27 protein-coding genes are annotated in these 23699 nt (G+C 63.8%); 19 read left to right on the forward strand and 8 right to left on the reverse strand.

All coding sequences use genetic code 11. From position 1 onward, the window contains the following. Positions 1-122 precede the first annotated feature (122 nt). From ACIQUF_RS06575 to ACIQUF_RS06610, 8 genes are read left to right on the forward strand one after another with little or no spacing between them, the layout of a single operon-like run. The gene (locus ACIQUF_RS06575) at positions 123-1316 is read left to right on the forward strand and encodes a PepSY-associated TM helix domain-containing protein (protein ID WP_403129623.1); all 1194 of its coding nucleotides are present in this window, start codon (positions 123-125) and stop codon (positions 1314-1316) included. After that, positions 1313-1852 (forward strand): thiamine pyrophosphate-binding protein, encoded by a 540-nt coding sequence (locus tag ACIQUF_RS06580; protein ID WP_403129625.1) that lies wholly within the window; start codon positions 1313-1315, stop codon positions 1850-1852. The genes ACIQUF_RS06575 and ACIQUF_RS06580 overlap by 4 nt, the downstream gene beginning before the upstream one ends. Further along, positions 1849-2169 (forward strand): hypothetical protein, encoded by a 321-nt coding sequence (locus ACIQUF_RS06585; RefSeq protein WP_403129626.1) that lies wholly within the window; start codon positions 1849-1851, stop codon positions 2167-2169. The genes ACIQUF_RS06580 and ACIQUF_RS06585 overlap by 4 nt, the downstream gene beginning before the upstream one ends. Continuing rightward, complete coding sequence (locus ACIQUF_RS06590; RefSeq protein WP_400802212.1) at positions 2166-2750, forward strand: DUF6162 family protein; 585 nt, start codon at positions 2166-2168, stop codon at positions 2748-2750. Before ACIQUF_RS06585 ends, ACIQUF_RS06590 begins: the two co-directional genes overlap by 4 nt. A gap of 17 nt (positions 2751-2767) precedes the next feature. After that, positions 2768-3670: a metal ABC transporter substrate-binding protein gene (locus ACIQUF_RS06595; protein ID WP_400802211.1), complete on the forward strand. Its 903-nt coding sequence runs from the start codon at positions 2768-2770 to the stop codon at positions 3668-3670. Further along, on the forward strand, positions 3667-4413 hold the full coding sequence (locus ACIQUF_RS06600; protein ID WP_403129627.1) for a metal ABC transporter ATP-binding protein: 747 nt from the start codon (positions 3667-3669) through the stop codon (positions 4411-4413). The genes ACIQUF_RS06595 and ACIQUF_RS06600 overlap by 4 nt, the downstream gene beginning before the upstream one ends. Then, positions 4413-5312, forward strand: coding sequence for a metal ABC transporter permease (locus tag ACIQUF_RS06605; protein WP_403129628.1), 900 nt, complete (start codon positions 4413-4415; stop codon positions 5310-5312). The genes ACIQUF_RS06600 and ACIQUF_RS06605 overlap by 1 nt, the downstream gene beginning before the upstream one ends. After that, positions 5309-6178 (forward strand): metal ABC transporter substrate-binding protein, encoded by an 870-nt coding sequence (locus ACIQUF_RS06610; protein WP_403129630.1) that lies wholly within the window; start codon positions 5309-5311, stop codon positions 6176-6178. Before ACIQUF_RS06605 ends, ACIQUF_RS06610 begins: the two co-directional genes overlap by 4 nt. A gap of 105 nt (positions 6179-6283) precedes the next feature. Here the strand turns inward: ACIQUF_RS06610 and ACIQUF_RS06615 are convergent, their stop codons facing one another. The 5 genes from ACIQUF_RS06615 to ACIQUF_RS06635 all read right to left on the reverse strand — a co-directional run bounded on the left by ACIQUF_RS06615 (position 6284) and on the right by ACIQUF_RS06635 (position 9423). Then, entirely contained in the window at positions 6284-7336 is a 1053-nt protein-coding gene (locus ACIQUF_RS06615; RefSeq protein ID WP_403129632.1) for a DUF1615 domain-containing protein, read from the reverse strand. Between the two features lie 26 nt (positions 7337-7362). Beyond that, positions 7363-7914 carry a hydrolase gene (locus ACIQUF_RS06620; protein WP_403129634.1) on the reverse strand — a complete coding sequence of 184 codons (552 nt, stop codon included), beginning with the start codon at positions 7912-7914 and terminating at the stop codon, positions 7363-7365. Positions 7915-7971: 57 nt separating this feature from the next. Continuing rightward, a complete protein-coding gene (locus ACIQUF_RS06625) occupies positions 7972-8691 on the reverse strand; it encodes a thioesterase II family protein (protein WP_403129636.1) in 720 nt (239 codons plus the stop codon). Then, positions 8688-8909: an MbtH family protein gene (locus ACIQUF_RS06630; protein ID WP_012313972.1), complete on the reverse strand. Its 222-nt coding sequence runs from the start codon at positions 8907-8909 to the stop codon at positions 8688-8690. Before ACIQUF_RS06630 ends, ACIQUF_RS06625 begins: the two co-directional genes overlap by 4 nt. A gap of 112 nt (positions 8910-9021) precedes the next feature. Then, positions 9022-9423: a hypothetical protein gene (locus ACIQUF_RS06635; RefSeq protein WP_403129639.1), complete on the reverse strand. Its 402-nt coding sequence runs from the start codon at positions 9421-9423 to the stop codon at positions 9022-9024. A gap of 206 nt (positions 9424-9629) precedes the next feature. Here ACIQUF_RS06635 and purU point away from each other — a divergent pair, with 206 nt between their 5' ends. The 6 genes from purU to ACIQUF_RS06665 are packed head-to-tail and all read left to right on the forward strand — an operon-like array spanning position 9630 to position 16423. Continuing rightward, positions 9630-10496 carry a formyltetrahydrofolate deformylase gene (gene purU, locus ACIQUF_RS06640; protein ID WP_403129641.1) on the forward strand — a complete coding sequence of 289 codons (867 nt, stop codon included), beginning with the start codon at positions 9630-9632 and terminating at the stop codon, positions 10494-10496. Further along, positions 10493-11404 carry a bifunctional methylenetetrahydrofolate dehydrogenase/methenyltetrahydrofolate cyclohydrolase FolD gene (folD, locus tag ACIQUF_RS06645; RefSeq protein WP_403129652.1) on the forward strand — a complete coding sequence of 304 codons (912 nt, stop codon included), beginning with the start codon at positions 10493-10495 and terminating at the stop codon, positions 11402-11404. Before purU ends, folD begins: the two co-directional genes overlap by 4 nt. Further along, positions 11386-12627: an FAD-dependent oxidoreductase gene (locus ACIQUF_RS06650; RefSeq protein WP_403129654.1), complete on the forward strand. Its 1242-nt coding sequence runs from the start codon at positions 11386-11388 to the stop codon at positions 12625-12627. The genes folD and ACIQUF_RS06650 overlap by 19 nt, the downstream gene beginning before the upstream one ends. An 11-nt stretch (positions 12628-12638) precedes the next feature. Continuing rightward, positions 12639-12944 carry a sarcosine oxidase subunit delta gene (locus ACIQUF_RS06655; protein ID WP_403129656.1) on the forward strand — a complete coding sequence of 102 codons (306 nt, stop codon included), beginning with the start codon at positions 12639-12641 and terminating at the stop codon, positions 12942-12944. After that, positions 12941-15844: a 2Fe-2S iron-sulfur cluster-binding protein gene (locus ACIQUF_RS06660; protein WP_403129658.1), complete on the forward strand. Its 2904-nt coding sequence runs from the start codon at positions 12941-12943 to the stop codon at positions 15842-15844. Before ACIQUF_RS06655 ends, ACIQUF_RS06660 begins: the two co-directional genes overlap by 4 nt. A 3-nt stretch (positions 15845-15847) precedes the next feature. Beyond that, the gene (locus ACIQUF_RS06665; protein ID WP_403129659.1) at positions 15848-16423 is read left to right on the forward strand and encodes a sarcosine oxidase; all 576 of its coding nucleotides are present in this window, start codon (positions 15848-15850) and stop codon (positions 16421-16423) included. Here the strand turns inward: ACIQUF_RS06665 and ACIQUF_RS06670 are convergent. Further along, on the reverse strand, positions 16420-17304 hold the full coding sequence (locus ACIQUF_RS06670) for a LysR family transcriptional regulator (RefSeq protein WP_403129661.1): 885 nt from the start codon (positions 17302-17304) through the stop codon (positions 16420-16422). The genes ACIQUF_RS06665 and ACIQUF_RS06670 overlap by 4 nt on opposite strands. 146 nt (positions 17305-17450) lie before the next feature. Between ACIQUF_RS06670 and ACIQUF_RS06675 the strand changes: the two genes are divergently transcribed. Further along, positions 17451-18470, forward strand: a complete 1020-nt coding sequence (locus ACIQUF_RS06675; protein ID WP_403129663.1) for an alpha/beta hydrolase — start codon at positions 17451-17453, stop codon at positions 18468-18470. A gap of 40 nt (positions 18471-18510) precedes the next feature. On the opposite strand, the gene ACIQUF_RS06680 is transcribed toward ACIQUF_RS06675, so the two are convergent. Beyond that, a complete protein-coding gene (locus tag ACIQUF_RS06680; protein ID WP_403129664.1) occupies positions 18511-18912 on the reverse strand; it encodes a hypothetical protein in 402 nt (133 codons plus the stop codon). Positions 18913-19225: 313 nt separating this feature from the next. Between ACIQUF_RS06680 and ACIQUF_RS06685 the strand changes: the two genes are divergently transcribed. Beyond that, entirely contained in the window at positions 19226-19948 is a 723-nt protein-coding gene (locus tag ACIQUF_RS06685) for a pirin family protein (RefSeq protein WP_403129666.1), read from the forward strand. 118 nt (positions 19949-20066) lie between these two features. Here ACIQUF_RS06685 and ACIQUF_RS06690 read toward each other — a convergent pair whose 3' ends face one another. Beyond that, entirely contained in the window at positions 20067-20360 is a 294-nt protein-coding gene (locus ACIQUF_RS06690; RefSeq protein ID WP_403129668.1) for a DUF1330 domain-containing protein, read from the reverse strand. A gap of 78 nt (positions 20361-20438) precedes the next feature. Between ACIQUF_RS06690 and ribBA the strand changes: the two genes are divergently transcribed. The 3 genes from ribBA (at position 20439) to ACIQUF_RS06705 (ending at position 23693) form a co-directional block, all read left to right on the forward strand. Further along, positions 20439-21560: a bifunctional 3,4-dihydroxy-2-butanone-4-phosphate synthase/GTP cyclohydrolase II gene (gene ribBA, locus ACIQUF_RS06695; RefSeq protein WP_403129669.1), complete on the forward strand. Its 1122-nt coding sequence runs from the start codon at positions 20439-20441 to the stop codon at positions 21558-21560. A 193-nt stretch (positions 21561-21753) separates the two neighbouring features. Continuing rightward, positions 21754-22779 (forward strand): polyamine ABC transporter substrate-binding protein, encoded by a 1026-nt coding sequence (locus tag ACIQUF_RS06700; RefSeq protein WP_403129671.1) that lies wholly within the window; start codon positions 21754-21756, stop codon positions 22777-22779. Continuing rightward, on the forward strand, positions 22776-23693 hold the full coding sequence (locus ACIQUF_RS06705) for an ABC transporter permease (RefSeq protein WP_403129673.1): 918 nt from the start codon (positions 22776-22778) through the stop codon (positions 23691-23693). Before ACIQUF_RS06700 ends, ACIQUF_RS06705 begins: the two co-directional genes overlap by 4 nt. Positions 23694-23699 lie beyond the last annotated feature (6 nt).

The raw sequence follows: 23699 nt of genomic DNA on the forward strand, positions 1-23699 counted from the left end.
TTTGGTTTTCTGAAACATTTGCTTGCATTTAAATTGGCAGGATTTCCATTCTCATTCGTCTTTATCAATGCAGCCACCATGGTTGGGCTTATGCTCGACCCTCATTTTCAGAAGACCGACCGATGGCAAAATCACCCAAAAAATCCAAGTCCAAACTGTGGTTCCTCGTACACAGCTGGCTCGCCCTGCCGATCTGGTTCTTCGTGCTGATCGTCTGCTTTACCGGCATGCTCGCTGTGGTCAGCCAGGAAATCGTCTGGCTGGCCAACCCAGATGTGCGCGCCAGCCAGCCCAACGACAGCGCAGAACGCCTGAGTTTCCAGCAAGTGCTGACTGCCCTGAACAAGGCAGAGCCCGAGATGGTCGTGCGCTCCCTGAGCCAACCGGACGGGGACCACTTTGCCCTCAACGCGCGTGTCACCCTGCCAGACGGCACTACCCCGACACTCTTCGTAAACCCTTACACGGGTGCGATACAGGGCAAGGCACCCGACTTCAACTTCGAAGGCTTTACCCGCGCCCTGCACGGTTGGTGGCTGGTACCGTTCACCAGTGGATTCAGCTGGGGCTGGTACCTGGTATCGCTGCTGGGGCTGCCGATGCTGGCGTCGCTGGTCACCGGCCTGGTGGTGTACAAGAAATTCTGGAAAGGCTTTTTCAAACCCATCCGCACAGGCCACGGTTCGCGCATCTTCTGGGGCGATCTGCATCGCCTGGCCGGCGTCTGGTCTATCTGGTTCATCGCCGTCATCTCGATTACCGGCACCTGGTTCCTGATCCAGGCGATCCTGTTCGATAACCACATCACCATCTCCAGCGAGCCCATCGTGCCGGTCATCGCCCGTGAACAGGTGCCGCTGAGCGAAGATGGCAGCCCGGTACCGCGCATCGACCTGGACGAGGCCGCGCGCATCGCCGGGCTGGCCATTCCAGGCCTGGACATCAGCTTCGTGTCGCTGCCGGCCACGGCCTATAGCCACATCGACATGGGCGGGCGCGGCTGGTACCCGCTGATGTTCCAAAGTGCAGCGGTCAACCCCTACACCAGCAAGGTGGACAGCCAGTTCCTGCTCAGCGACCGCAGTGCCCTGGAATTCGTCACCGAATCGATGCGCCCCTTGCATACCGGCGACTTTGGCGGTTTGCCGATCAAGCTGATCTGGTTCTTCTTCGGCCTGGTCCTGACCCTGATGGTATTCAGCGGCTTGCTGATCTGGACCAAACGTACTGCCCAGGCCACCGCGGCGGCACTCAAGCGCAGTGAACGTGCCCCTCGCGTGCGGGCCAGCGAAACCCCTGCGGAGATTCAACCATGAGCCAGGCTCACGCTGTGCCCGCCACCCCGCTCAAGCAGTGGTGGCTAAAGTGGCGCTTCCACCTCAATATCCTGCTGATCCTCATCCCGCTGGGCTTCATGCCCAAGTATTTTGCCGACGCCAAGCTGTTTCGCGGCGACGCCGGGCTGGGCGTGAACCCGATCAGCAATATCCAGGTCGGCCCCTACAGCCTCGACCTGGCCGAAGTCAGGGATCAGGCCCCTCTGGCCGATGGCCCTGCGGGCTACTTCAAGAGCTTTAACGCCGCGCTGTGCAAGGCCTGCGTCAATGAGGTCAAGGCCGTCTACCTGCGGATCGGAAAACCCCGCAGCCTGCGTGCTGCCGGCACCATCTTCTTCGGCGCGCCTTACCGCATGGCCACCAACCTGCCGATTCCGCCGCGCACCGCGCCGGACGCGCAGATCTGGATCACTATCGAAGGCTGGGACGGCAGCATGCACCAGGCATCGGTCCCCCTCGCCAACGCTTCGCCGGCCACCCTGGCCTGGCTCGAGAAACAAGGAGGCAAACAATGAAGCACCTGATGCGCAGGCTCGCCCTGCCTTTACTGGTACTGGCCGCGAGCCCTGCCCTGGCGCATAACCCGATGTGCGAATGTGAAGAAGTCGATGGCGGCCAGGTGAAATGCACCGGTGGCTTTTCGGACGGGAGCGGCGCCCCCGGCGTAACCCTGGACGTGATCGGTTACGACGAGCAGGTCCTGGTCGGTGGCAAGCTTGGCCAGGACTCGACCCTCACCTTCAAGCGCCCAGACGGTGAGTTCTACGTCCTGTTCGACGCAGGCCCCGGCCACGTGGTCGAAGTCGACTACGCCGACATCGCGAAACCATGAGCAGCCAGGCCCACAGCCGCACCCAGGTGGTGCGCCCCGCCGGTGCCGGGCACGAAACCCTCTACGTACTGCTGGTCAGCCTGCTGATCGTCATCGTCGCCGCCACGGTGGTGCTGCTGCGCGGTGAGCGTGAAGACGAACAGACCATCGCCAGCCACCAGATCGACGCCCGTCGCGACCTGACGGCCGCCGAACAGGGCATCTTCACCGACTTGCGCGTAGCGTTCGACGAGATCCAGCTGCTGCGCGAAGAAGCCGCCGCCGTGCCCGACGTGCAAGCCCTGGCCGATGAAGGCCTGCCACCCTTCGTGGTCGATGCCGGCAGCCAGAGCCGTGGCAACCACCAGTGGCAGTGGCTACCGGCCGGCGCCTATCTGGGCCGCAGCCAGGCACCAGAGGTCGCGGGCAGTTTCCTGCTGATCCTGCCAGGCGACAGCAGCGGCGAGGCCGACGTCTGGCTGCGCCGCGACAGCGCCGCCGTAGTGCCGGACGATCTCGGCCAAACCGCCCTGGTCGCCGCCGGTTGGCAGCAAGTGGTCAGCCATTACGACGCCGGGGTTACCCGCGAACACCGTCACTGAATCCAAGGAAATTTTCCATGTTCCGTTCCGCCTTCGCCCTGCTTTTGGCCCTCGCCCTGCCGGCCCTGGCCGTGGCCGACAGCGGCAAACCGCTGCGCATCGGCATCACCCTGCACCCTTATTACAGCTATGTGACCAACATCGTCGGCGACAAGGCCGAAGTGGTGCCGCTGATTCCGGCAGGTTTCAACCCGCATGCCTATGAACCACGCGCCGAGGACATCAAGCGCATCGGCAGCCTGGACGTGGTGGTGCTCAATGGCGTCGGCCATGACGATTTCGCCGACCGCATGATCGCCGCCAGCGAAAAACCCGACATCAAGACCATCGAAGCCAACCAGAACGTGCCACTGCTTGCCGCCACCGGCATCGCGGCGCGCGGCGCCGGCAAGGTGGTCAACCCGCACACGTTCCTGTCGATCAGCACCACCATCGCCCAGGTCAACAACATCGCCCGCGAACTGGGCAAGCTCGACCCGGACAACGCCAAGTTCTACACCCAGAACGCCCGCGCCTATGCCAAGCGCCTGCGCACTTTGCGTGCCGAGGCCCTGGCCAAGGTCACCGAGGCCCCCGGCGCCAACTTCCGTGTCGCGACCATCCACGCCGCCTACGACTACCTGGTCCGCGACTTCGGCCTGGAAGTCACCGCCGTGGTCGAGCCGGCCCACGGCATCGAGCCAAGCCCCGCGCAACTGAAGAAGACCATCGACCAGCTCAAGGCCCTGGACGTCAAGGTGATATTCTCGGAAATGGACTTCCCGTCGGCGTACGTCGAAACCATCCAGCGCGAGTCCGGCGTGCGCCTGTATCCGCTGACCCACATTTCCTATGGCGAATACACCAAGGAAAAATACGAAGTGGAAATGAAGCGCAACCTCGACACCGTGGTCCGCGCCATCCAGGAGAACCGCGCATGACCGCCGCCGCCAACCTCGTGGTGGCCGGCGGCCCGCGCATCGAATTCGCCGGCATCGACCTGACGCTTGGCCGCACACGCATCCTTGAAGGGGTCGAATTCAACGTTGCCGCCGGCAGCGTGCACGCCATCGTCGGGCCCAATGGTGGCGGCAAGAGCTCGCTGATCAAGACCCTGCTGGGGCAGATGCCGCACCAGGGCCAACTGACCCTGCACTGGCCGGGCGAACAGCAGGTGATCGGCTATGTACCGCAGGCGCTGGAGTTTGACCGTGGCCTGCCAATGACCGTGGACGACTTCATGGCCGCGATGTGCCAACGGCGCCCGGCCTTCCTCGGCTTGTCACGCCGCGTGCAGCCGGAAATCGACGCGGCGCTGGCCCGGGTCGGCATGCTCGACAAGCGCAAGCGGCGCATGGGCGCACTCTCCGGCGGTGAACGCCAGCGCGTGCTGCTGGCCCAGGGCTTGATCCCTGAGCCTCAACTGCTGGTGCTCGATGAACCCATGTCGGCACTCGACGAAGCCGGCATCCAGGTGTTCGAGCAACTGCTGCACGGTTGGCGCCAGGCCGGGACCACCGTGCTGTGGATCGAACACGACCTGCAAGCCGTGCTGCGTCTGGCCGACCGGGTCACCGGCCTGAGCCGCCAGGTGCTGTTCGACGCCCCACCGGCCCAGGCCCTGACCCCGGAGCGCCTGCTCAGCCTGTTCTCCGTCCACCCGCGCAGCGAGAGCCTCGCCTGATGAGCTATGAAGCATTCCGCCAACTGGTCCAGGAATGGGCTAGCGCTGGCTATCTGCCGGAGGCGCTGGCCTACGGTTTCGTGATCAATGCGCTGATTGCCGGCCTGATGATCGGCCCGGTGCTCGGCGGCCTGGGCACCCTGGTGGTGGTCAAGCGTTTTGCCTTCTTCTCCGAAGCCGTCGGCCATGCCGCCCTGACCGGTGTAGCCATCGGTATCCTGCTCGGCGAACCCTATACCGGCCCTTATGGCAGCCTGTTCGGCTACTGCCTGTTGTTCGGCATACTGCTCAACTTCCTGCGCAATCGCACCGGGCTGTCACCCGATACCTTGATTGGTGTGTTTCTGTCGGTGTCTTTGGCGCTGGGTGCGAGCCTGTTGCTGATGCTGGCGGGCAAGATCAACGTGCATATTCTCGAAAACGTGCTGTTCGGTTCAGTGCTGACCGTCAGCGCGCATGATCTGGTGGTGCTTGGGGTCGTCGCCACGCTGGTGCTGGCGCTGGCCCTACCGCTTTACAACCGCATCATGCTGGCCAGTTTCAACCCTCAGTTGGCAGCGGTACGAGGCGTTGCGGTGAAGACGCTCGACTACCTGTTCGTCGGGCTCGTGACCTTGGTCACCGTAGCCTCGGTGAAGGTAATCGGGGCCATCCTGGTTGGCGCACTGTTGGTGATTCCAGCCGCTGCCGCACGCCTGGTCAGCCAGTCGCTCAAAGGCTTTTTCTTCATCTCGGTGCTGATCGCCACGCTGAGCACGCTGCTGGGCATTCTGCTGCCGATCGTCTTCGACCTGCCGGTGCCGTCGGGTGCCGCAATCATCCTGGTCGCCGGCATCTGCTTCGCCCTCGCCGCCCTGGCCCGCGCCCTCATCCCACGCCTGCAAGGAAACCCGGCATGAACCTGAAACAGCTGACACTGGCATTGGCTATCGCAGGCCTGCCTTCGCTTTCATCTGCCACCGAAGTGTTGACCACCCTGCCGGTCACCCACAGCCTGGCCACGGCCTTGCTCGACGGCACTTCCGTGCAGCTCAAGCGGGCTGCTCCGGCCAACTTGCCGGCCAGCCGCCAGCCCGCCTATTTCAGCAGCCGAGGCGGCGCCAGCCTGGCGAAAGCCGCGCAACAGGCAGATGCGGTGATCGGTGTGCGCTCGATCTGGCGCGACGACCCGCTGTATCCAATGGCTCGGCGCAGCAATATCCGTATCGTCGAAATCGATGCCGCACGGCCGGTGGACGGCGCGCTGCCGGGTATCGCAGTCAGCGGCGACGACGCCTACGCCGCCTACCCTTGGCTGAACCCGACCAACTTCGGGCGCATGGCCGATGTGCTGGCCAACGACCTGGAGCGCCTGGCGCCTGCCGACAAGGCGAAGATCCAGGGCAACCTGGCGGGGCTCAAGCGCCAGCTGCTGGAATTGACGGCCAACAGCCAGACGCAGCTGGCCAAGGCCGATAATTTGAGCGTGGTCAGCCTGTCCGAGCGCCTGGGCTACCTGGCCAGCGGCCTGAATCTGGATGTTGTGGAGCAGGCGCTTCCAGCCGATGGCAAGTGGGATCAGGCGGCGCTCAAGGCGCTGGGTGAAAACCTCAAGGAGCAGGATGTGGCGCTGGTGCTGGACCATCGCCAGCCGGATGCTGCCGTGGCCGAGGTGATCAAGGCCTCGGGGGCCAAGTTGTTGGTTGTGGAAAGTGACCCTGAAGATGTCGTGGCCGGGCTCAAGGCCAGTGTCGATCAGGTGGTTGGGGCATTGAGCAAAGGGTGATGCTGCCTGTTCCGGCCTCATCGCGGCTGAAGCCGCTCCTACGGGTTGCGCTGTACCCGTAGGAGCGGCTTCAGCCGCGATGAGGCCAGACCAAACAGCAAATTTCTAACGCTTCATGCACCGTTGATACCGCTCATCCACCCGCCCCGCAAACCACGCTGTAGTCAGCTTGCGAGTAATCTTCGGGCTCTTCAGCTCGATCCCCGGCAATCGCGCCCGCGCCACCGGCTTACCCGCCGCCGCATCAGCCAGGGCGAACACCCCGCTATACAGCTTGCTGTCCTCGAACGCCAGGCTGTCGCCCAGCGCCAGTTGGCTGCGGATCTGCGGGTTGCGCAGCCCCAGCTTCACCCCCAACTTGCGCGCCGCCTGTTCGGTAGCGCCGGGCATGATCGCGCCTGGGGCGATCAGGTCGCCATCGAGCGCCAATGCCACCCCCGTTACCTCGCTCAGCGCAGCCTGGAACGCAGCGTTACGGCTGGCGTACCAACCGGCGTTGAAGTCAGCAAAACGGTAGAGCTGGCGCTCGTAATGCGCGGGGTAGCCCAACAGATGGCCAATGCCGAAGTACATGCCACCCCGGCGGCTGAACACTTCCTGGCGAATTGTGCCGTCGTAGGTGTAGGGGTAATCCTTGGCATGTTGCTCGGCGAACTCGACACTGACCTGCATCGGCCCACCGGTATGCACCGGGTTGAGCCCACCGAGCAACGTCTTGCCCAGCGGCAGGCGGGCGATGAACTCGTCGTACAGCGCGCTCAGCTGCCTCTCGCTGCGCACTGCGAGCAGCCGTTGCTGGTAGGTCTGGCCATTGCCCGAGGGCGTGTTCAGCGCGCCATCGACCAGCAAACGCGGAACGTGAAGGCTTGCCGCGCGGCGGTCGATCTCGGCGCGGGCGATGCGCCCCAGGTTGGGCACTTGCGGGTCGGCATTGAAGGTCGACTCCTGCTCGGTCACCGCCAGTACCGCACACAGGTTGCGCTTGCTCGGCGCGATGCGCTGGGCCTCGAACGCTACCTGGATATCCTTGGCCCACCCCGCACGGTCCTTGGCCTGGGCAGGCAACAGCCGCATGAGCTGGGCGCGCACCTTGGCGGGGTCGGCCTCGGGCTCTTCCTCGCGGCGCCCTGCGCAACCTTGCAGCAGTGCCAAGGCCATCAACCCGGTCGCCAATAGCCGAGCGTTCAGGGCTGATCTCCGACGAGGTAGGTTTTGCTGATATGGCGGAACTGCGGATGGCTGGCGCTGCCCATCAGCTCGAACAGGACCATCTCTCGCGTGACGATATGCGCACCGGCCTGGCGCATGCGCGCAAGCCCTGCTGCCTTGTTCGCCGGTGTGCGGCTGTCGCAGGCATCCTCGACCACGAACACCTGCTTGCCCAGGCTCAGCAGGCCGAGCACGGTCTGCAACACGCATACGTGGGTTTCCATGCCGCAGACGATCACCTGCTCGCGGGCCATCAGGCTGGCGGGCAGGCACTGCGCCGCCACGCAGGAAAAATGATTCTTTTCCACCACCTCGGCCGCCGGTGCCGCAGCGATCAGCTCAGGCAGGGTATGGCCCAGGCCTTTGGGGTACTGCTCGGAAATCACCACCGGCAACTCCAGCTCGGCACTGGCGGCCAGCAACCAACGCGCACGGGCGCGAGTGCCCTCGGGGTCGCTCATTGCACCAATGAGTTTTTCCTGGATGTCGACGGCCAGCAGCGTGGCCTTGAGAGGATCGATCAGCATGGTCTGACTCTTGCCTGGGAAAAGGCCTAGCCTCCCCCAGGCAAGCGGAGACGTCAATCAGGCGCAGAGGCGATGGGGCTCCAGCGACTCAGCCAGTGCAGCGAGAACGCGGTCTTCCTGCTCATGGATGAAGAAGTGGCTGCCAGGGAACATGCGCAAGGTGAATGCGTCCTGGGTTTCCTTGCCCCAGGCCAACAGCTGCCCCTCGTTGGCCCGGTCGTCTTCACCCCCGAATACGTGCAGCGGGCACGCCAAGGCTGGCCGTTGGCGATAGGCATAACGGCCACACAGCAGAAAGTCGGCACGCAGAATCGGCAAGGTCAGGCTCATCAGCTCTTCATTGGCCAGCACCTCTTCCGGGGTGCCGTTGAGCTCGCGCAACTCGAGCTTCAGCTCGTGGTCGGTCTTGGGGTCGCGCCAGTTCTTGCCGTCGTAGTCTTCACGCCGGGTGGGCGCTGCGGTACCACAGGCAATCAGCGCCAGCGGAGGCGGGCAGCCCAGCGCCTGCAGCTCGTGGGCGAGCTCGAAGGCCAGCAGCGCGCCCAGGCTATGGCCCAGCAATGCATACGGCGTAGCAGCTGCGAGGCGCTGCTCTGCCGCCAGTTGCCGAGCCAGGGCCTGCATGTCGGTCTGCAGCGGCTCGCCCATGCGCGCGCCGCGCCCCGGCAGCTCGACCGGGCGCACCTGCAGCCAGCCTGGCAGCTTGCGCCGCCAGCGGCTGTAGACCATGGCACTGGCCCCGGAATACGGAAGGCACAGCAGGTTGATTGCGGTCACTGTGCGGCAGCGTCGGCCATCTTCTGACGCAGGCTGAGCGGGCGCATGTCGGTCCAGACCTCATCGATGTAAGCCAGGCAGTCCTTCTTCAGGCCGCTTTTGCCCACGGCGCGCCAGCCGTTGGGGATCGCCTTGTAGTCGGGCCAGATGGAATATTGCTCTTCGTGGTTGACCACTACCTGGAACTGGATATCGTCGCGGTCGAAAACGGAAGTCATTGCCTGTCTCCTTGAATGAGGGATGCCGCTACGCGCTTGGCGCAGGGCGGCTCTCAAGTAGACGTGGGAAACTTCCGAAAAATTAGGGGTCGCTTGCGTGAGACTTAAAGCGTCAGGCATCCCTCAGCAGATCATGCGCATCCAGCAGGCGAAACGCCACCTGCGGATTGCGCTCCAGACCCCGTCGAATAGCCGCTGGGATCGCTTGTCGGGTCTTGCGACATAAACCGGGTTGGGCGTCGAGTTCAATGACGATGCCGCGCATGGTGCGCACCTCGTTGTAACCGGGGGCAACGTGCACGCGGATGCCGAGGTTCTCGAACATCCTTGTTTGCAGACGCTGCAGGTCTTCCAGGTCCTTGAGGTTTTCCAGGCGCTCGAGCAGGCGCTTTTCCTCCTGACGATTTAGCAAGAGGATGCGCTGCGCCGCCGGCGAGTGCTCAGCCAGCTGTTCGCGGCCGCAATCACAAGCGCCAGGGGGGCAAGGTTGGCGAAGGGCAGGTGGTGTGCTCATGGGCCAAGCATAGCCCGAAGCGGGACGTTTGCGGACCCTCCCGCCCCCGCAAGAAAGTTTCCTGACAGGATAAAAAATTTCACAAAACGCTAGACCGTGACCCCGCTCTTCGCCTATAAATCGCCAAAAGGAAATTTATATTCCTAACAAGAAACATCATTTCGCCCTTGTGCCCGACCTGCCCCACTCCATCACGAGGCCCCGACATGCATCCCGCTCCCGATCACTTCATCCTGCGCGTCAGTTGCCCGGCCGTGTCCGGGATCGTCGCTGCGGTGACCACCTACCTGGCCGAGCACGGTTGCTACATCAGCGAGATGGCGCAGTTCGATGACGAGGACAATGGCCGTTTCTTCATGCGTGCAGTGTTCCGCTACAACACCGGCGTCAGCGCTGACACCGCCCAGCTGCAAGCGGGCTTTGACGATGTCGCCCAGCGCTTCGAAATGGACTGGAGCCTGCACAGCAGCGCCCGGCCGATGCGCGTCCTGTTGATGGTCAGCAAGTTCGACCACTGCCTGTCCGACCTCCTCTACCGCCACGCCAAGGGCGAGTTGGACATGCACATCACCGCCGTGGTCTCCAACCACCTGGACCTGCGCCCCATGGCAGAGCGCCAGGGCATCCGCTTCGTCTACCTGCCGGTGACCCAGGACACCAAGGCCGAGCAAGAGGCTGCGTTGATGCGCATCGTCGAGGACAGCGACACCGAACTGGTGGTGCTGGCGCGCTACATGCAGATCCTCTCCGACGACCTGTGCCGCCAGCTGTCAGGCCGGGCGATCAACATCCACCACTCGTTCCTGCCAGGGTTCAAGGGCGCCAAGCCCTATCACCAGGCCTACCAGCGCGGGGTCAAGCTGATCGGCGCCACCGCCCATTACGTCACCAGCGACCTCGACGAGGGGCCGATCATCGAGCAGGAAGTGCAGCGCGTCGATCACGCCTACGCCCCCGAAAACCTGGTGGCGATTGGCCGGGACACGGAAACCATCGCGCTGTCGCGCGCTGTCAAGTACCACCTCGAACACCGGGTGTTCCTCAACCATGACCGCACGGTGATCTTCAAATGAACGCCATCCCAACCATCAAGCTGATCGACGGCAGGGCTGCCGCAGCGCGGGTGCTGGCCGAGGTCCGTGAACAGGTGCAGACCTTGCGCCACGCCGGCGTGCAGCCGGGCCTGGCGGTGGTGCTGGTGGGCGCCGACGCAGCCAGCCAGGTGTATGTGCGCAACAAGGTGCTGCGCGCCGAGGAAGTGGGCATCCGCTCCGTGGTGCATCGCCTCCCCGCCGAGACCAGCCAAGCCCACTTGCTGACCCTGATCGACCGCCTCAACCGCGACAGTGCAGTCAACGGCATCCTCGTGCAGTTGCCGTTGCCGGCGCATATCGACGAACACTGCGTGCTGCAGGCCATCAGCCCGCTCAAGGACGTGGATGGCTTTCACAGCGAAAACGTCGGCGGGCTGGCCCAGGGCCGCGACGTCCTCACCCCGTGCACGCCCAGTGGCTGCATGCGCCTGCTGCGCGATGCCTGCGGCGAGCTGCGCGGCAAGCATGCAGTGGTGATCGGCCGCTCGAACATCGTTGGCAAGCCCATGGCAGCGCTGCTGCTACAAGCCGACTGCACGGTGACCGTGGTGCACTCGCGTAGCCAGGACTTGCCGGCGCTCTGCCGCCAGGCCGACATTCTGGTGGCGGCAGTCGGCAAGCCACGCCTTATCGGTGCCGACTGGCTCAAGCCCGGCGCGGTGGTGATCGATGTCGGCATCAACCGAATCGATGAGGATGGCCGCAGTCGTCTGGTCGGCGACGTCGACTTTACTGCTGCGCTGCCGCAGGTCGCTGCCATCACGCCAGTCCCCGGTGGGGTCGGGCCGATGACCATCGCCTACCTGATGAAAAACACCCTGCTCGCCCTCGACCTGCAGCAGCAGGCCGCCCAACAGGAGCGCACCGCATGCCTTTCGCCCTGCTGAAATACGGCCTGAGCGCCGACTACCCGGTGGACGTCGACCTGCCCCCGCCGTGCGAACTCAAGCCGCGCTATGACGTGGTGATCATCGGCGGCGGCGGCCACGGCCTGGCCATCGCCTACTACCTGGCCAAGTACCACGGCATCACCAACGTCGCGGTGCTGGAAAAGGCCTACCTGGGCGGCGGCAATACCGCACGAAACACGGCGGTGATCCGCTCCAACTACCTCACCAGCGAAGGCGTGCGCTTTTACGCAGAGTCGGTGCGGATGTTCCAGAACCTGTCCAACGAATTCGACTTCAACATCATGTACTCCGAGCGCGGCCAGCTGACCCTGGCGCACACCGACGCCACCGTGCGCGCATTCCGCCAGCGCGCCGAGGTCAACAAGCACTTCGGCGGACGCACCGAGATGCTCGACCGCCAGCAGATTCGCGAGCTGGTACCCAGCCTGAACCTCGACCCCGGCCACCTGCCGGTGCTGGCCGGCCTGTGGCACATCGACGGCGCCACCGCGCGCCACGACGCCGTGGCCTGGGGTTACGCCAAACAGGCGGCCAAGCGCGGTGTGGAAATCCATCAGTTGACCGAGGTGCAGGACCTGCTGATCCGCAATGGCCGCATAGAGGCGGTCAAGACCAACCGTGGCACCGTGCAGTGCGGTTGCGTGGTGCAGGCGGTGGCCGGCGCCAGCTCGCAGCTGTTAGCCAAGGCTGGCATCCGCGCGCCCATCCACACCTACCCGCTGCAGGCCATGGTCACCCAGCCGTTCAAGCCGTTTCTCGATCCACTGGTCAGCTCCTCCGCGCTGCACTGCTACGTGCAGCAGACCAGCCGAGGCGAGATCGTCTTCGGTGGCGGCTCCGACCCCTACCCGCTGTACAACACCCGCTCCACCCTCGACCTCAAGGAAAGCCTGCTGGCCCACGCCATCGAGATGTTCCCGTTCATGGCCAACGCCAAGCTGATGCGCCAGTGGGCCGGGATCACCGACATGACCCCGGATTACAGCCCGATCATGGGCCTGTCGCCAGTCGACAACTATTACCTGGACGCCGGCTGGGGCACCTGGGGCTTCAAGGCTACGCCCATCTGCGGCAAGACCATGGCCGAGCTGGTCGCCAGCGGCGGCAAGGTACCGCCGATGATCGCGCCCTTCGCCCTGGAGCGCTTCAGCCGCTTCCAGCAAGTCAACGAAATGGGCGCCACTGCGGCCAGCCACTAGAGGAACGCACGATGAAGATCCTGACCTGCCCCTTGAACGGCCCGCGCAACATCAGCGAGTTCACCTACGGCGGCGAGTTCAAGCCGATGCCCGACCCGGCCGCCTGCAGCGACGCCGAATGGGCCGACTACGTGTTCAACAGCGACAACCACGCCGGTGTGGTCACCGAGTGGTGGCTGCACAACGCCTCCAGTTACTGGTTTTTGGCCGAGCGTCACACGGTCAGCGACCAGGTGCTGCGCACCTTCGACCCTAAAGCCGTGTTCGACCGCCGGGTCGACTTTACCCCCGCCGCCACCCCGGAGATCGCCGGATGAACAGCCTCACTCGCCTCCCCGCGCCCATGGGCCTGCTGATCGACCGTGAGCGGCCGCTGCGTTTCATCTTCGATGGCCAGGCCTGCCAGGGCTTCGCCGGTGACAGCATCGCCAGTGCCCTGCTCGGCGAAGGCCGCTGGCTGCTGTCGCGCTCGTTCAAGTGCCACCGCCCACGCGGGCCGCTGAGCCTCGCCGGACAGGATGCCAACACCCTGGTGCAACTGCCCGACGAGCCTAACGTGCTGGCCGACATGCATGCCGCCTGCGACGGGCTGGTGGTCGAAGGACAGAACTTCAATGGCAGCCTGGAGCACGACCGGGATGCTTACCTGGGCAAGTTTTCGCGGTTCATGCCGGTCGGCTTCTACTACCGCTCGTTCTATAAGCCCAAAGGAATGTGGAAGGTCTGGGAACCACTGATCCGCAAGAAGGCCGGCCTCGGCGTGCTCGATCAAAGCTTCAAGCCGCAGTATCACGACAAGGCCTATCTGTTCGTTGACCTGGCCGTGATCGGCGGCGGTCCGGCGGGCCTGCGCGCGGCGTTGGACGCCGCCAATGCCGGGGCCAGGGTGCTGCTGATCGAGCAACAACCGGTATTGGGCGGCTCGCTCACCTACGCCCGCTTCGACATCGAAGGTACCCGCGCGGCCAGCCTGCGCCAGGAGCTGCTCGGCGCCGTCGAAGGCCACCCGAACATCCAGGTACTGCTCCAAGCCACCTGCAACGGTTGGTTCACCGACAACTATCTGCCGGTGATCCAGCACCGCCGCATGTACAAGGTTCGCGCCACGCGCTGCCTGGTGGCTGCAGGTTCGTTCGACCAGCCAGTGGTGTTCCGCAACAATGACCTGCCTGGCGTTTTGCTGACCAGCGCCGCGCAGCGGCTGATGAAGCTGTACGCGGTCAAGCCGGGGCAGCGGGCAGTGATTCTCACCGGCCACGACGACGGCTACCTGGCCGCCTTCGACCTGCAGGAGCAAGGCGTGGCCATCGCCGCCCTGGTGGACATGCGCGCCGCGCCCACCGAGGCCGCGCTGGCCAGCGAGCTCAAGCGCCGTGACATTCCCCTGCACCTGGGCAGTACGGTTTATGAAGCCCTGCACGACAAGGGGATGCGCCATGTCAGCGGCGTCGACATCCGCCCGATCACCGGCCTTGGCAAGGTCGGCGAGCATGGTTTACGCCTGGCCTGCGACCTGCTGTGCATGTCGGCCGGCTACATGCCGGTGTATCAACTGCTGTGCCAGGCGGGCGGCAAGCTGGCGTATGACGTCAACCGCGACGAGTTCGCCCTCAGCAACCTGCCGGCTGGGCTGGATATCGCAGGCTCGGTGAACGGCCGACATCGCCTGGAGAATGTGCTGGCCGATGCCACCCGAGGCGCCGCCGAGGCCGTCGCGGCGCTCGGCCTGCAAGCCCCGGCGGCGGTGACGTTCAGCCCCGAGGCCAGGGTCAATTTCCCCTGGCCGATCTTCCCGCACCCAAAGGGCAAGGATTTCGTCGATTTTGACGAGGACCTGCAAGTGCGCGACATCGTCAACGCCACCCGCAGCGGCTATCGCGACGTGCAACTGGTGAAGCGCTTTTCCACGGTCGGCATGGGCCCGTCCCAAGGCCGTCACTCGGCCCTGCCGACTGCACGCCTGGTGGCACAGGCCACGGGGCGCAGCATCAGCGAGACTGGCGTAACCACCGCGCGGCCACCCTTCGTGGCGGAAAAGCTGGCCCATGTGGCAGGCCGCGCCTTCGACCCGTACCGGCAGACGCCGATGCATCGCCGCCATCTGGAAGCGGGCGCGAAAATGATGCCCGCCGGCATTTGGCAGCGCCCTGCTTTTTATGGCAAGCCGGAGCACCGCGACCATTGCATGCAAGAGGAAGCCCGCCATGTGCGCGAGAAAGTCGGGCTGATCGATGTCTCCACCCTGGGCGGCCTGGACGTGCGCGGCCCCGACGCCGCCGAACTGCTCGAACGCCTGTACACCTTCGGCTTCGCCAAGCTGGCCATCGGCCGCACGCGCTATGCGCTGATGACCAACGAGCACGGTGTGGTGATCGACGATGGGGTTTGCGCCCGCCTAGCCGAACAGCACTTCTATGTCACGGCCACCACCAGTGGCGTCGACCGTATCTACCAACAGATGCTCAAGTGGAATGCGCAGTGGCGTCTGGACGTCGACATCACCAACGTCACGGCTGCGCTGGCTGCCGTCAATCTTGCCGGCCCCTTGTCCCGCCAGGTGCTGGCCAATGCTTGCGAGGATGTGGACGTATCGGCCGAAGCGTTCCCCTACCTGGGTGCACGCCTTGGCACGGTGGCCGGCATCCCCGCGCGCATCCTGCGTGTCGGCTTCGTCGGCGAGCTGGGCTTTGAGGTGCATGTGCCGGCACGCCATGCCGAACGCCTGTGGGACGCGTTGATGCAGGCCGGCGCCGGGATGGGTATCCGCCCATTCGGCGTCGAGACCCAGCGCCTGCTGCGCCTGGAAAAAGGCCACGTGATCATCAGCCAGGACACCGACGGCATGACCCACCCGGCCGAGATCGACATGCAATGGGCGATCGGCCGCAAGAAGCCGTTCTTCGTCGGCAAACGTTCGATCGAGATTCTCGAAGCGCAACCGCTCAAGCGCAAGCTGGTCGGTTTCACCCTGCCCAAGGGCAGTCCGCAACCTTTGGAAGGTCATTTGGTGCTGGACGGACCGGACATCAGTGGCAACGTCACTTCCTGCGAGTACTCGCAGACCCTCAGGCAGATCATCGGCCTGGCCTACGCTGGCGCCCACCAAGCCACGCCGGGCATGCATATTCCAATCCGCGTCGAGGGTGGCGTGATGGTCAATGCCAAGGTGGTGCAACTGCCCTTCCATGATCCCGACAACCTGCGCCAGGAGCTTTGAGCCATGACCAGCCTGAAGACACAAGCTTTCCTCACACCCGCCCCTCAGGCCGAGCGCTGCGCGTTGGCCGACCTGACCGACCTGCCGCGGGTGGGTTTCCGGGGCGGCGACAGTGCGGCCTACCTGCAAGCGCGTGGCTACCGTTTGCCCTCACAGCCCAACCAGGCACTGCGCCAGGACGATGGGGGGTGGGTGGCGCGGTTGTCGGCCACCGAATACCTGCTGCTGGGAAGCCTCAGTGACCAAGGCGCGAGGGTTGCCGCCGAAGAAGCAGACTGGACGCAGGACGCCCAGCGCAATTACCTGTTGCCGCGTGAAGACAGCCATGCCTGGCTGCAATTGTCCGGCGAACAGTACAGTGCGGTGATGGCCAAGCTGTGCGGGGTTGACCTGCGCGCCGAGGCGTTCCCGGTCGGGGCCGTGGCGCAAACCTCGGCGGCGCGGATCAATGTGATCGTGGTGAATGTCGGGAGTGGGTTGCAGATCCTGTTTGATCGGCCTTCATTGGCCTATTTCCGAGAAGCCATGCTGGATGCCATGGCGGAATTCGAGGGTGGGATGGTTAGCTTGGATAATTAAAGCTGCGCCAACCGCTCGCGCAAGAACTCGACAAACCCCTGCACCGGCCTGGCCACTTGCCGGTGCTGCGGGTACACCGCCGACAGTTGCAGCGCTGGCGGCGTCCAGTCTTCCAGCACACTCACCAAGCGCCCATCCGCCAAGGCCTGCCCGACAATGAAGGTCGGCAGGTAGGTCACCCCCATCCCGGCAATCGCCGCGTCTCGCAGCAGCTCGCCATTGTTGGCGCGCATCCGCCCGGTCACCGCAATGGCCTGCGCCTTGCCACCTTGCTTGAACTGCCACTGCACCTGCCGTGAATGCCCATAGGGCAGGCAATCATGCTCGGCAAGTAGCTCGGGCCGCTGTGGCACGCCACGCACTTCAAGATACCCAGGGCTGGCGCAATACACCCGTTCGACGCTGGCGATCCGCCGCGCAATCAAGCTGGAATCCTCCAGCGCACCAATGCGCAGGGCCAGGTCATAGCCTTCGCCGATCAGGTCCACGGCGCGGTCGCTGAGGTCCACCTCCACATCCACCTGCGGATGCAGGCGCAGAAACTCGGTCAGCAGACAGCCCAGGTGCGATATGGCGAACGACAACGGCGCACTCAGGCGCAAGGTGCCGCGCAACCCCTGGGTCTGGCCGCTGATGTCGTGCTCTACCTGGTGCACTTCGCCCAGCAGGCGCAGCGCCGACTGGTAGTAATGCTGGCCCAGCGGCGTGGCGTCCAGGCGGCGAGTGGAGCGGTTGAGCAGGCGTACGCCGAGGCGCTCTTCGAGCTGCATCAGGCGCCGGCTGACCGATTGCTTGGACATGCCCAGGCGGTCGGCGGCAGCAGTGAAGCTACCGGCTTCCATGACCTGGGCAAAGATACGCATGTCTTCGTACGGGTTCATTGTCTCGCTCTTGGTGACAGTCAAACGCTTTATAGCCGCTTTTTCCCGCCAGTGCATCTGCTTAATCTACACACAGGTCGCAGCGATGGCCCTGAAGGCCAGGCAAGACGCCCATTACCCACACTTGCACAGAAAAGGATTCGCTCATGAACATTGTCCACAAGACCCTTACCGCTTCCCTCCTCGCCCTGTCCGTGTCCAGCGCCTTCGCCGCTGGCAGCCCAGGCGTCGAACAGCACACCCAGGCCTTCCTCGAAGCCTTGGAAAAAGGCGGCGGCAAACCGCTGGAACAGCTCAGCCCAAAAGACGCCCGCGCCGTGCTGACCGGTGCCCAGGCCTCGGTCAAGGTCGACCTGTCCGGCATCGAGGTGAAGGAACGCACCATCCAGGCCGACGGCCAGTCGATCAAGCTGCAGGTGGTGCGTCCGGCCAACGTCAAAGGTGAATTGCCGGTGTTCATGTTCTTCCACGGCGGCGGCTGGGTGCTGGGCGACTTCCCGACTCACCAGCGGCTGATCCGCGATCTGGTGGTCGGCTCCGGCGCAGTGGCGGTCTACGTGGACTACACCCCATCGCCTGAAGCGCACTACCCCACCGCGATCAACCAGGCCTATGCCGCGACCCGCTGGGTGGCCGAGCATGGCAAGGAAATCGGCGTAGACGGCAAGCGCCTGGCCGTGGCTGGCAACAGCGTCGGCGGCAACATGGCGGCGGTGGTGGCGCTCAAGGCCAAAGAGGCCGGTACGCCGAAGCTGCGCTTCCAGCTGCTGCTGTGGCCGGTGACCGATGCCAACTTCGAGACTGGCTCGTACAAACAGTTCGCCGAGAGACACTTCCTCACCACTGGCATGATGAAGTGGTTCTGGGACAACTACACCACCGATGCCAAGGCACGGGAACAGATCTACGCCTCGCCGCTGCGCGCCAGCAGCGAACAGCTCAAGGGCCTGCCGCCAGCACTGGTACAGACGGCTGAGTTCGATGTGCTGCGGGACGAGGGTGAGGCGTATGCACGCAAGCTGAATGCGGCTGGCGTGACGGTGACGTCGGTGCGCTACAACGGCATGATCCATGACTATGGTTTGCTCAACCCGCTGAGCCAGGTGCCTGAGGTGAAGGCTGCGATGAGGCAGGCGGGCGCCGAACTTAAAGTGCATCTGCAGTAAGTCGATGAGCAGAAGACCCGCCTAGGCGGGTCTTTTGCTTCTATTGCGGAAATGACCCGCAGGCTTCAATGAATCTGCCATCGGTGCGGCTATCTATTGCACCGTCTGCACCGAGGTAGATGTCAATACTTGGCCATCTGGGTTTGACACGGATGCAGTGCGATTTCCCACGGTGGTTCCAATCAAACTCCATGAAAAATTGGTCGTTCGGGAAAATGTGGCCGGCGCCGCCGGTGGCTTCACCCGGGTAGATCTCGCCTTTTGATATGTCGTGCTGGACATTCAAGATGTAGCCGAGTCGTCCTCGGCCTTTGTCAGAAAAATGAAAACTCACCTGAGGTGTGGCGACATACCAAAAGATGATAGGCGAAAGCATTATCAACACTACCCAGCGCCAGATATGCCGTTTCGGTTTATTTGCAGGCGTGATCACGTATGCCATCCCCCCCGCTTGAACGTGGCAAAGCTGACACTTCAGCCATGGGCATTTTTGCTGCCTGTCCTTTGCCATATATCGATATGCGTGTCATGAGCAACTCCCTGTATGGAAATCCCGACGCTATCACCAGCAAAACAGACAGAGACCAGGCGAAGGAAAATTTAGAAGTGTCCTACAAAAACTTGAATCAACTGTCACTCCTGGAAAGACAGTCAATCCATCAAGACACTATTTTTTAAAGTTATTGGTGACAGTAAAGTTATCTCCATCGACAGCACGGCGGCCCTCCCGGCCCCGGCATTCAAGGAGAATCACCATGCTCACTGTCCGTAACGCCCAAGACCGCGGCTTGGCCTTCCATGGCTGGCTGAAATCCTTCCACACCTTTTCCTTCGGCCATTACCGCAACCCCGACGAGCAGGGTTTTTCCGACCTGCTGGTGATCAACGACGACCGGGTCATCGCCGGCAAGGGCTTCGGCGAACACCCGCACCGGGACATGGAAATCTTCTCCTACGTGCTCGAAGGGGCGCTGGAGCACAAGGACACCCTGGGCACGGGTTCGGTGATCCGCCCTGGCGACGTGCAACTGATGAGTGCCGGGCACGGTGTGGCGCACAGCGAGTTCAACCACAGCCAGGCGCAGCCGGTGCATTTTCTGCAGATCTGGATCGTGCCTAACGTGAAAGGCGCTACGCCGCGTTATCAGCAGCAGCACTTCAGTGCCGAGGAGAAGCGCGGGAAGTTACGCCTGATCATTTCTCCGGACGGTGCTGAGGGGTCGTTACAGGTACGGCAGAACGCGCGGGTGTATGCCGGGCTATTCGATGGCGCGGAGCGGGCGAGCCTGACCTTGCCGGACAATCGCCACGGTTATGTGCATGTGGCGCGCGGCAGTATCGAGCTCAATGGGCAGGTGCTGAATGAGGGGGATGGTGTGCGGGTGCGGCAGGAACAGGTGCTTGAGCTGAGCAATGGTCAGGATGCGGAGGTGCTGGTGTTTGACTTGCGGCCGCATGAATTGCCGGGTATGCCATGAGCAGGACCGGCCTCTTCGCGGGGCGAGCCCGCTCCCACAGGTGCACCACTGCTCTTGAAGCCAGCGGGTGTACCTGTGGGAGCGGGCTTGCCCCGCGAAAGGGCCGGCATTGATCAGCTCAAGGCTCGAACCCTTCAACAATGATGACCTCAGCCTTCGCCACACCCTGGCGATGACTGCAGGCCTCCTGATACAGATCGGACCGATAACAGGCCACCGCCTGGTCATACGATTCGAACTCGATCACCACACTGCGCTGCGGGGTCGGCCGCCCCTCCATCGCCTCGCTGCGCCCGCCCCGCGCCAGAACGCGCCCGCCAAATGCCACGAAGGCAGCAGGTGCCCGCTGGGTGTACTGCTGATACTGCTCCGGGTCGGTCACGTCGACGTGGGCGATCCAATACGCTTTCATCCGCTGCTCTCCTGTTGCCGAATTATTTATGTATGATGGTATACCATAATAATCACCCCATCACAGTGAGCGTGCAACATGGCCTTCAACAGCATCGAAGAACTCCTCGAGGACTACCGGCAAGGCAAGATGGTCCTGCTGGTGGACGACGAAGATCGGGAAAACGAAGGCGACCTGCTGATCGCCGCCGAGTGCTGTGACGCCCAGGCCATCAACTTCATGGCCCGCGAAGCGCGCGGCCTGATCTGCCTGACCCTGACCGACGAGCACTGTCAGCGCCTGGGCCTGGAGCAGATGGTACCGTCCAACGGCAGCGTGTTCAGCACCGCCTTCACCGTGTCGATCGAGGCCGCCACCGGCGTCACCACCGGCATTTCCGCCGCCGACCGGGCGCGCACCGTGGCGGCGGCGATGGCGGCTGACGCCCGCCCCGAAGACCTGGTGCAACCCGGCCACATCTTCCCCCTGCGCGCCCGCGAAGGCGGTGTGCTGACCCGCGCCGGCCACACCGAAGCGGGTTGCGACCTGGCGCGCCTGGCTGGCTTCGCCCCGGCCTCGGTGATCGTCGAGGTGCTCAACGACGACGGCACCATGGCCCGCCGCCCGGATCTGGAAGTCTTCGCCGCCGCCCACGGCATCAAGATCGGCACCATCGCCGACCTGATTCACTACCGCCTGAGCACCGAACAGACCATCAAGCGCATCGGTGAGCGCGAGTTGCCGACGGTGCATGGCAGCTTCCGCCTGGTCACCTACGAGGACCGTATCGAAGGCGGTGTGCACATGGCCATGGTCATGGGCGACATCCGCCGCGAGCAACCCACCCTGGTGCGTGTGCATGTGATCGACCCTCTGCGCGACCTGGTCGGCGCCGAATATGCCGGGCCGACCAACTGGACGCTGTGGGCGGCGCTGCAGCGGGTTGCCGATGAAGGCGCCGGGGTGGTGGTGATCCTGGCCAACCACGAATCGTCCCAGGCGCTGCTGGAACGGGTGCCGCAGCTGACTCAGCCCGTGCGGCCTTACCAGCGCGGACAGTCGAAGGTGTACTCGGAGGTCGGTACCGGCGCGCAAATTCTTCAGGACCTGGGCGTGGGCAAGCTGCGTCACCTGGGGCCGCCGCTCAAGTATGCAGGGTTGGCGGGGTATGAGCTGGAGGTGGTGCAAAGCATCCCGTTCGAGTCGGTTGCCACTGAGTGATGGCCGGTCGCCTTATCCTCTTGCCAAAAACTTGGAATACCATAATATGATATCCCGTAGACCTTAAAATCGCAGGCCGGCACCTACACTTAAAAACGGCCACTGACACTTTGTTTTAGCTGCTCCCCGAATACTGTTGGCGGGCGCACCAAAAAGCCCCGCCTCGAATAACAAAAGCAACGAGGGCGTAACCATGCTGTTGAGCAAACGTGTAACCGCAGTGCTGTCCGCCAGCCTGCTGACCCTGGCCTGTCAGGCCGTGCAGGCCGCCGACAGCCTGAATTTCGTCAGCTGGGGTGGGACCACCCAGGACGCCCAGAAAGAAGCATGGGCCGTACCCTTCACCAAATCGACCGTTATAAAAGTCGTCCAGGACGGCCCGACCGACTATGGCAAGCTCAAGGCCATGGTCGAGAGCGGCAACGTGCAGTGGGACGTGGTCGACGTGGAAGCCGACTTTGCCCTGCGTGCCGCCAGCGAAGGCCTGCTCGAACCCCTCGATTTCAATCAGATCAAACGCGACAAGATCGACCCACGCTTCGTCAGCGACCACGGCGTCGGCTCGTTCTTCTTCTCGTTCGTGCTCGGCTACAACGAAGGCAAGCTCGGCGCCAACAAGCCGGTGGACTGGACCGCGTTGTTCGACACCAAGACCTACCCCGGCAAACGCGCCCTGTACAAATGGCCAAGCCCCGGCGTGCTGGAACTGGCCCTGCTGGCCGACGGCGTCGCGCCCGACAAGCTCTACCCGCTGGACCTGGATCGCGCCTTCAAGAAGCTCGACACCATCAAGAAAGACATCGTCTGGTGGGGCGGTGGCGCCCAGTCGCAGCAACTGCTGGCCTCCGGTGAAGCCTCGCTCGGGCAGTTCTGGAACGGCCGCGTCTACGCCCTGCAGCAAGATGGCGCACCGGTGGGCGTGAGCTGGAAGCAGAACCTGGTCATGGCCGACTTCCTGGTCATCCCCAAAGGCGCCAAGAACAAGGACGCGGCCATGAAGTTCCTGGCCAACGCCAGCAGTGCCGAAGGCCAGGCCGAGTTCGCCAACAAGACCGCCTACGCCCCGGTCAACGTCGACAGCGTTGCCAAGCTCGACAAGGACCTGGCGAAGAACCTGCCGACCGCCTACGCCCAGGATCAGGTCACGCTGGACTTCGCCTACTGGGCCAAGAACGGCCAAGCCATCGCCGCGCGCTGGAATGAGTGGTTGGTCAAATGAAAGTCGCCATCAACGCCCTGCACAATGCGCAAGGTGCCCCCACGGGCACCGGCGCCCCGCAAACCGCACCCCAGCGCGAACCCATGAGCCGGCGCTGGAAAGGCAGCCGTAATCTGCTGCCGGCCCTGCTGTTCCTTGGCCTGTTCTTCTTCGCCCCGCTGATCGGCCTGCTGCTGCGCGGGGTGCTGGAGCCGGTGCCGGGGCTGGGCAACTACGAGCAGCTGTTCGCCAACTCGGCCTATGCACGGGTGCTGTTCAACACCTTCTCGGTGGCCGGTGTGGTCACCCTGATCAGCGTGCTGCTGGGCTTCCCGCTGGCCTGGGCGATCACCTTGGTGCCCAACGGTTGGGGCCGCTGGCTGTTGAACATCGTGCTGCTGTCGATGTGGACCAGCCTGCTGGCGCGCACCTACTCGTGGCTGGTACTGCTGCAGAGCTCGGGGGTGATCAACAAGGCGTTGATGGCGATGGGCATCATCGATGCGCCGCTGGAAATGGTGCACAACCTGACCGGCGTGGTGATCGGCATGAGCTACATCATGATCCCGTTCATCGTGCTGCCGCTGCAGGCGACCATGCACGCCATCGACCCGATGGTGTTGCAGGCCGGCTCGATCTGCGGCGCCAGCCCCTGGACCAACTTCTGGAAGGTGTTCCTGCCACTGTGCCGCTCGGGCCTGTTCTCCGGTGCGCTGATGGTGTTCGTGATGTCGCTCGGTTACTACGTCACCCCGGCCCTGCTCGGCGGTGCGCAGAACATGATGCTGCCCGAATTCATCATCCAGCAGGTGCAGTCGTTCCTCAACTGGGGCCTGGCCAGCGCCGCCGCCGCACTGCTGGTGGTGATCACCCTGGTGCTCTTCTACCTGTACCTGAAGCTGCAGCCGGAATCCCCGGTCGGCAACGCGAGGTAATCCGCC

The organism is Pseudomonas sp. NPDC090233 (assembly GCF_044772285.1).
In the GTDB taxonomy this organism is placed as follows: domain Bacteria; phylum Pseudomonadota; class Gammaproteobacteria; order Pseudomonadales; family Pseudomonadaceae; genus Aquipseudomonas.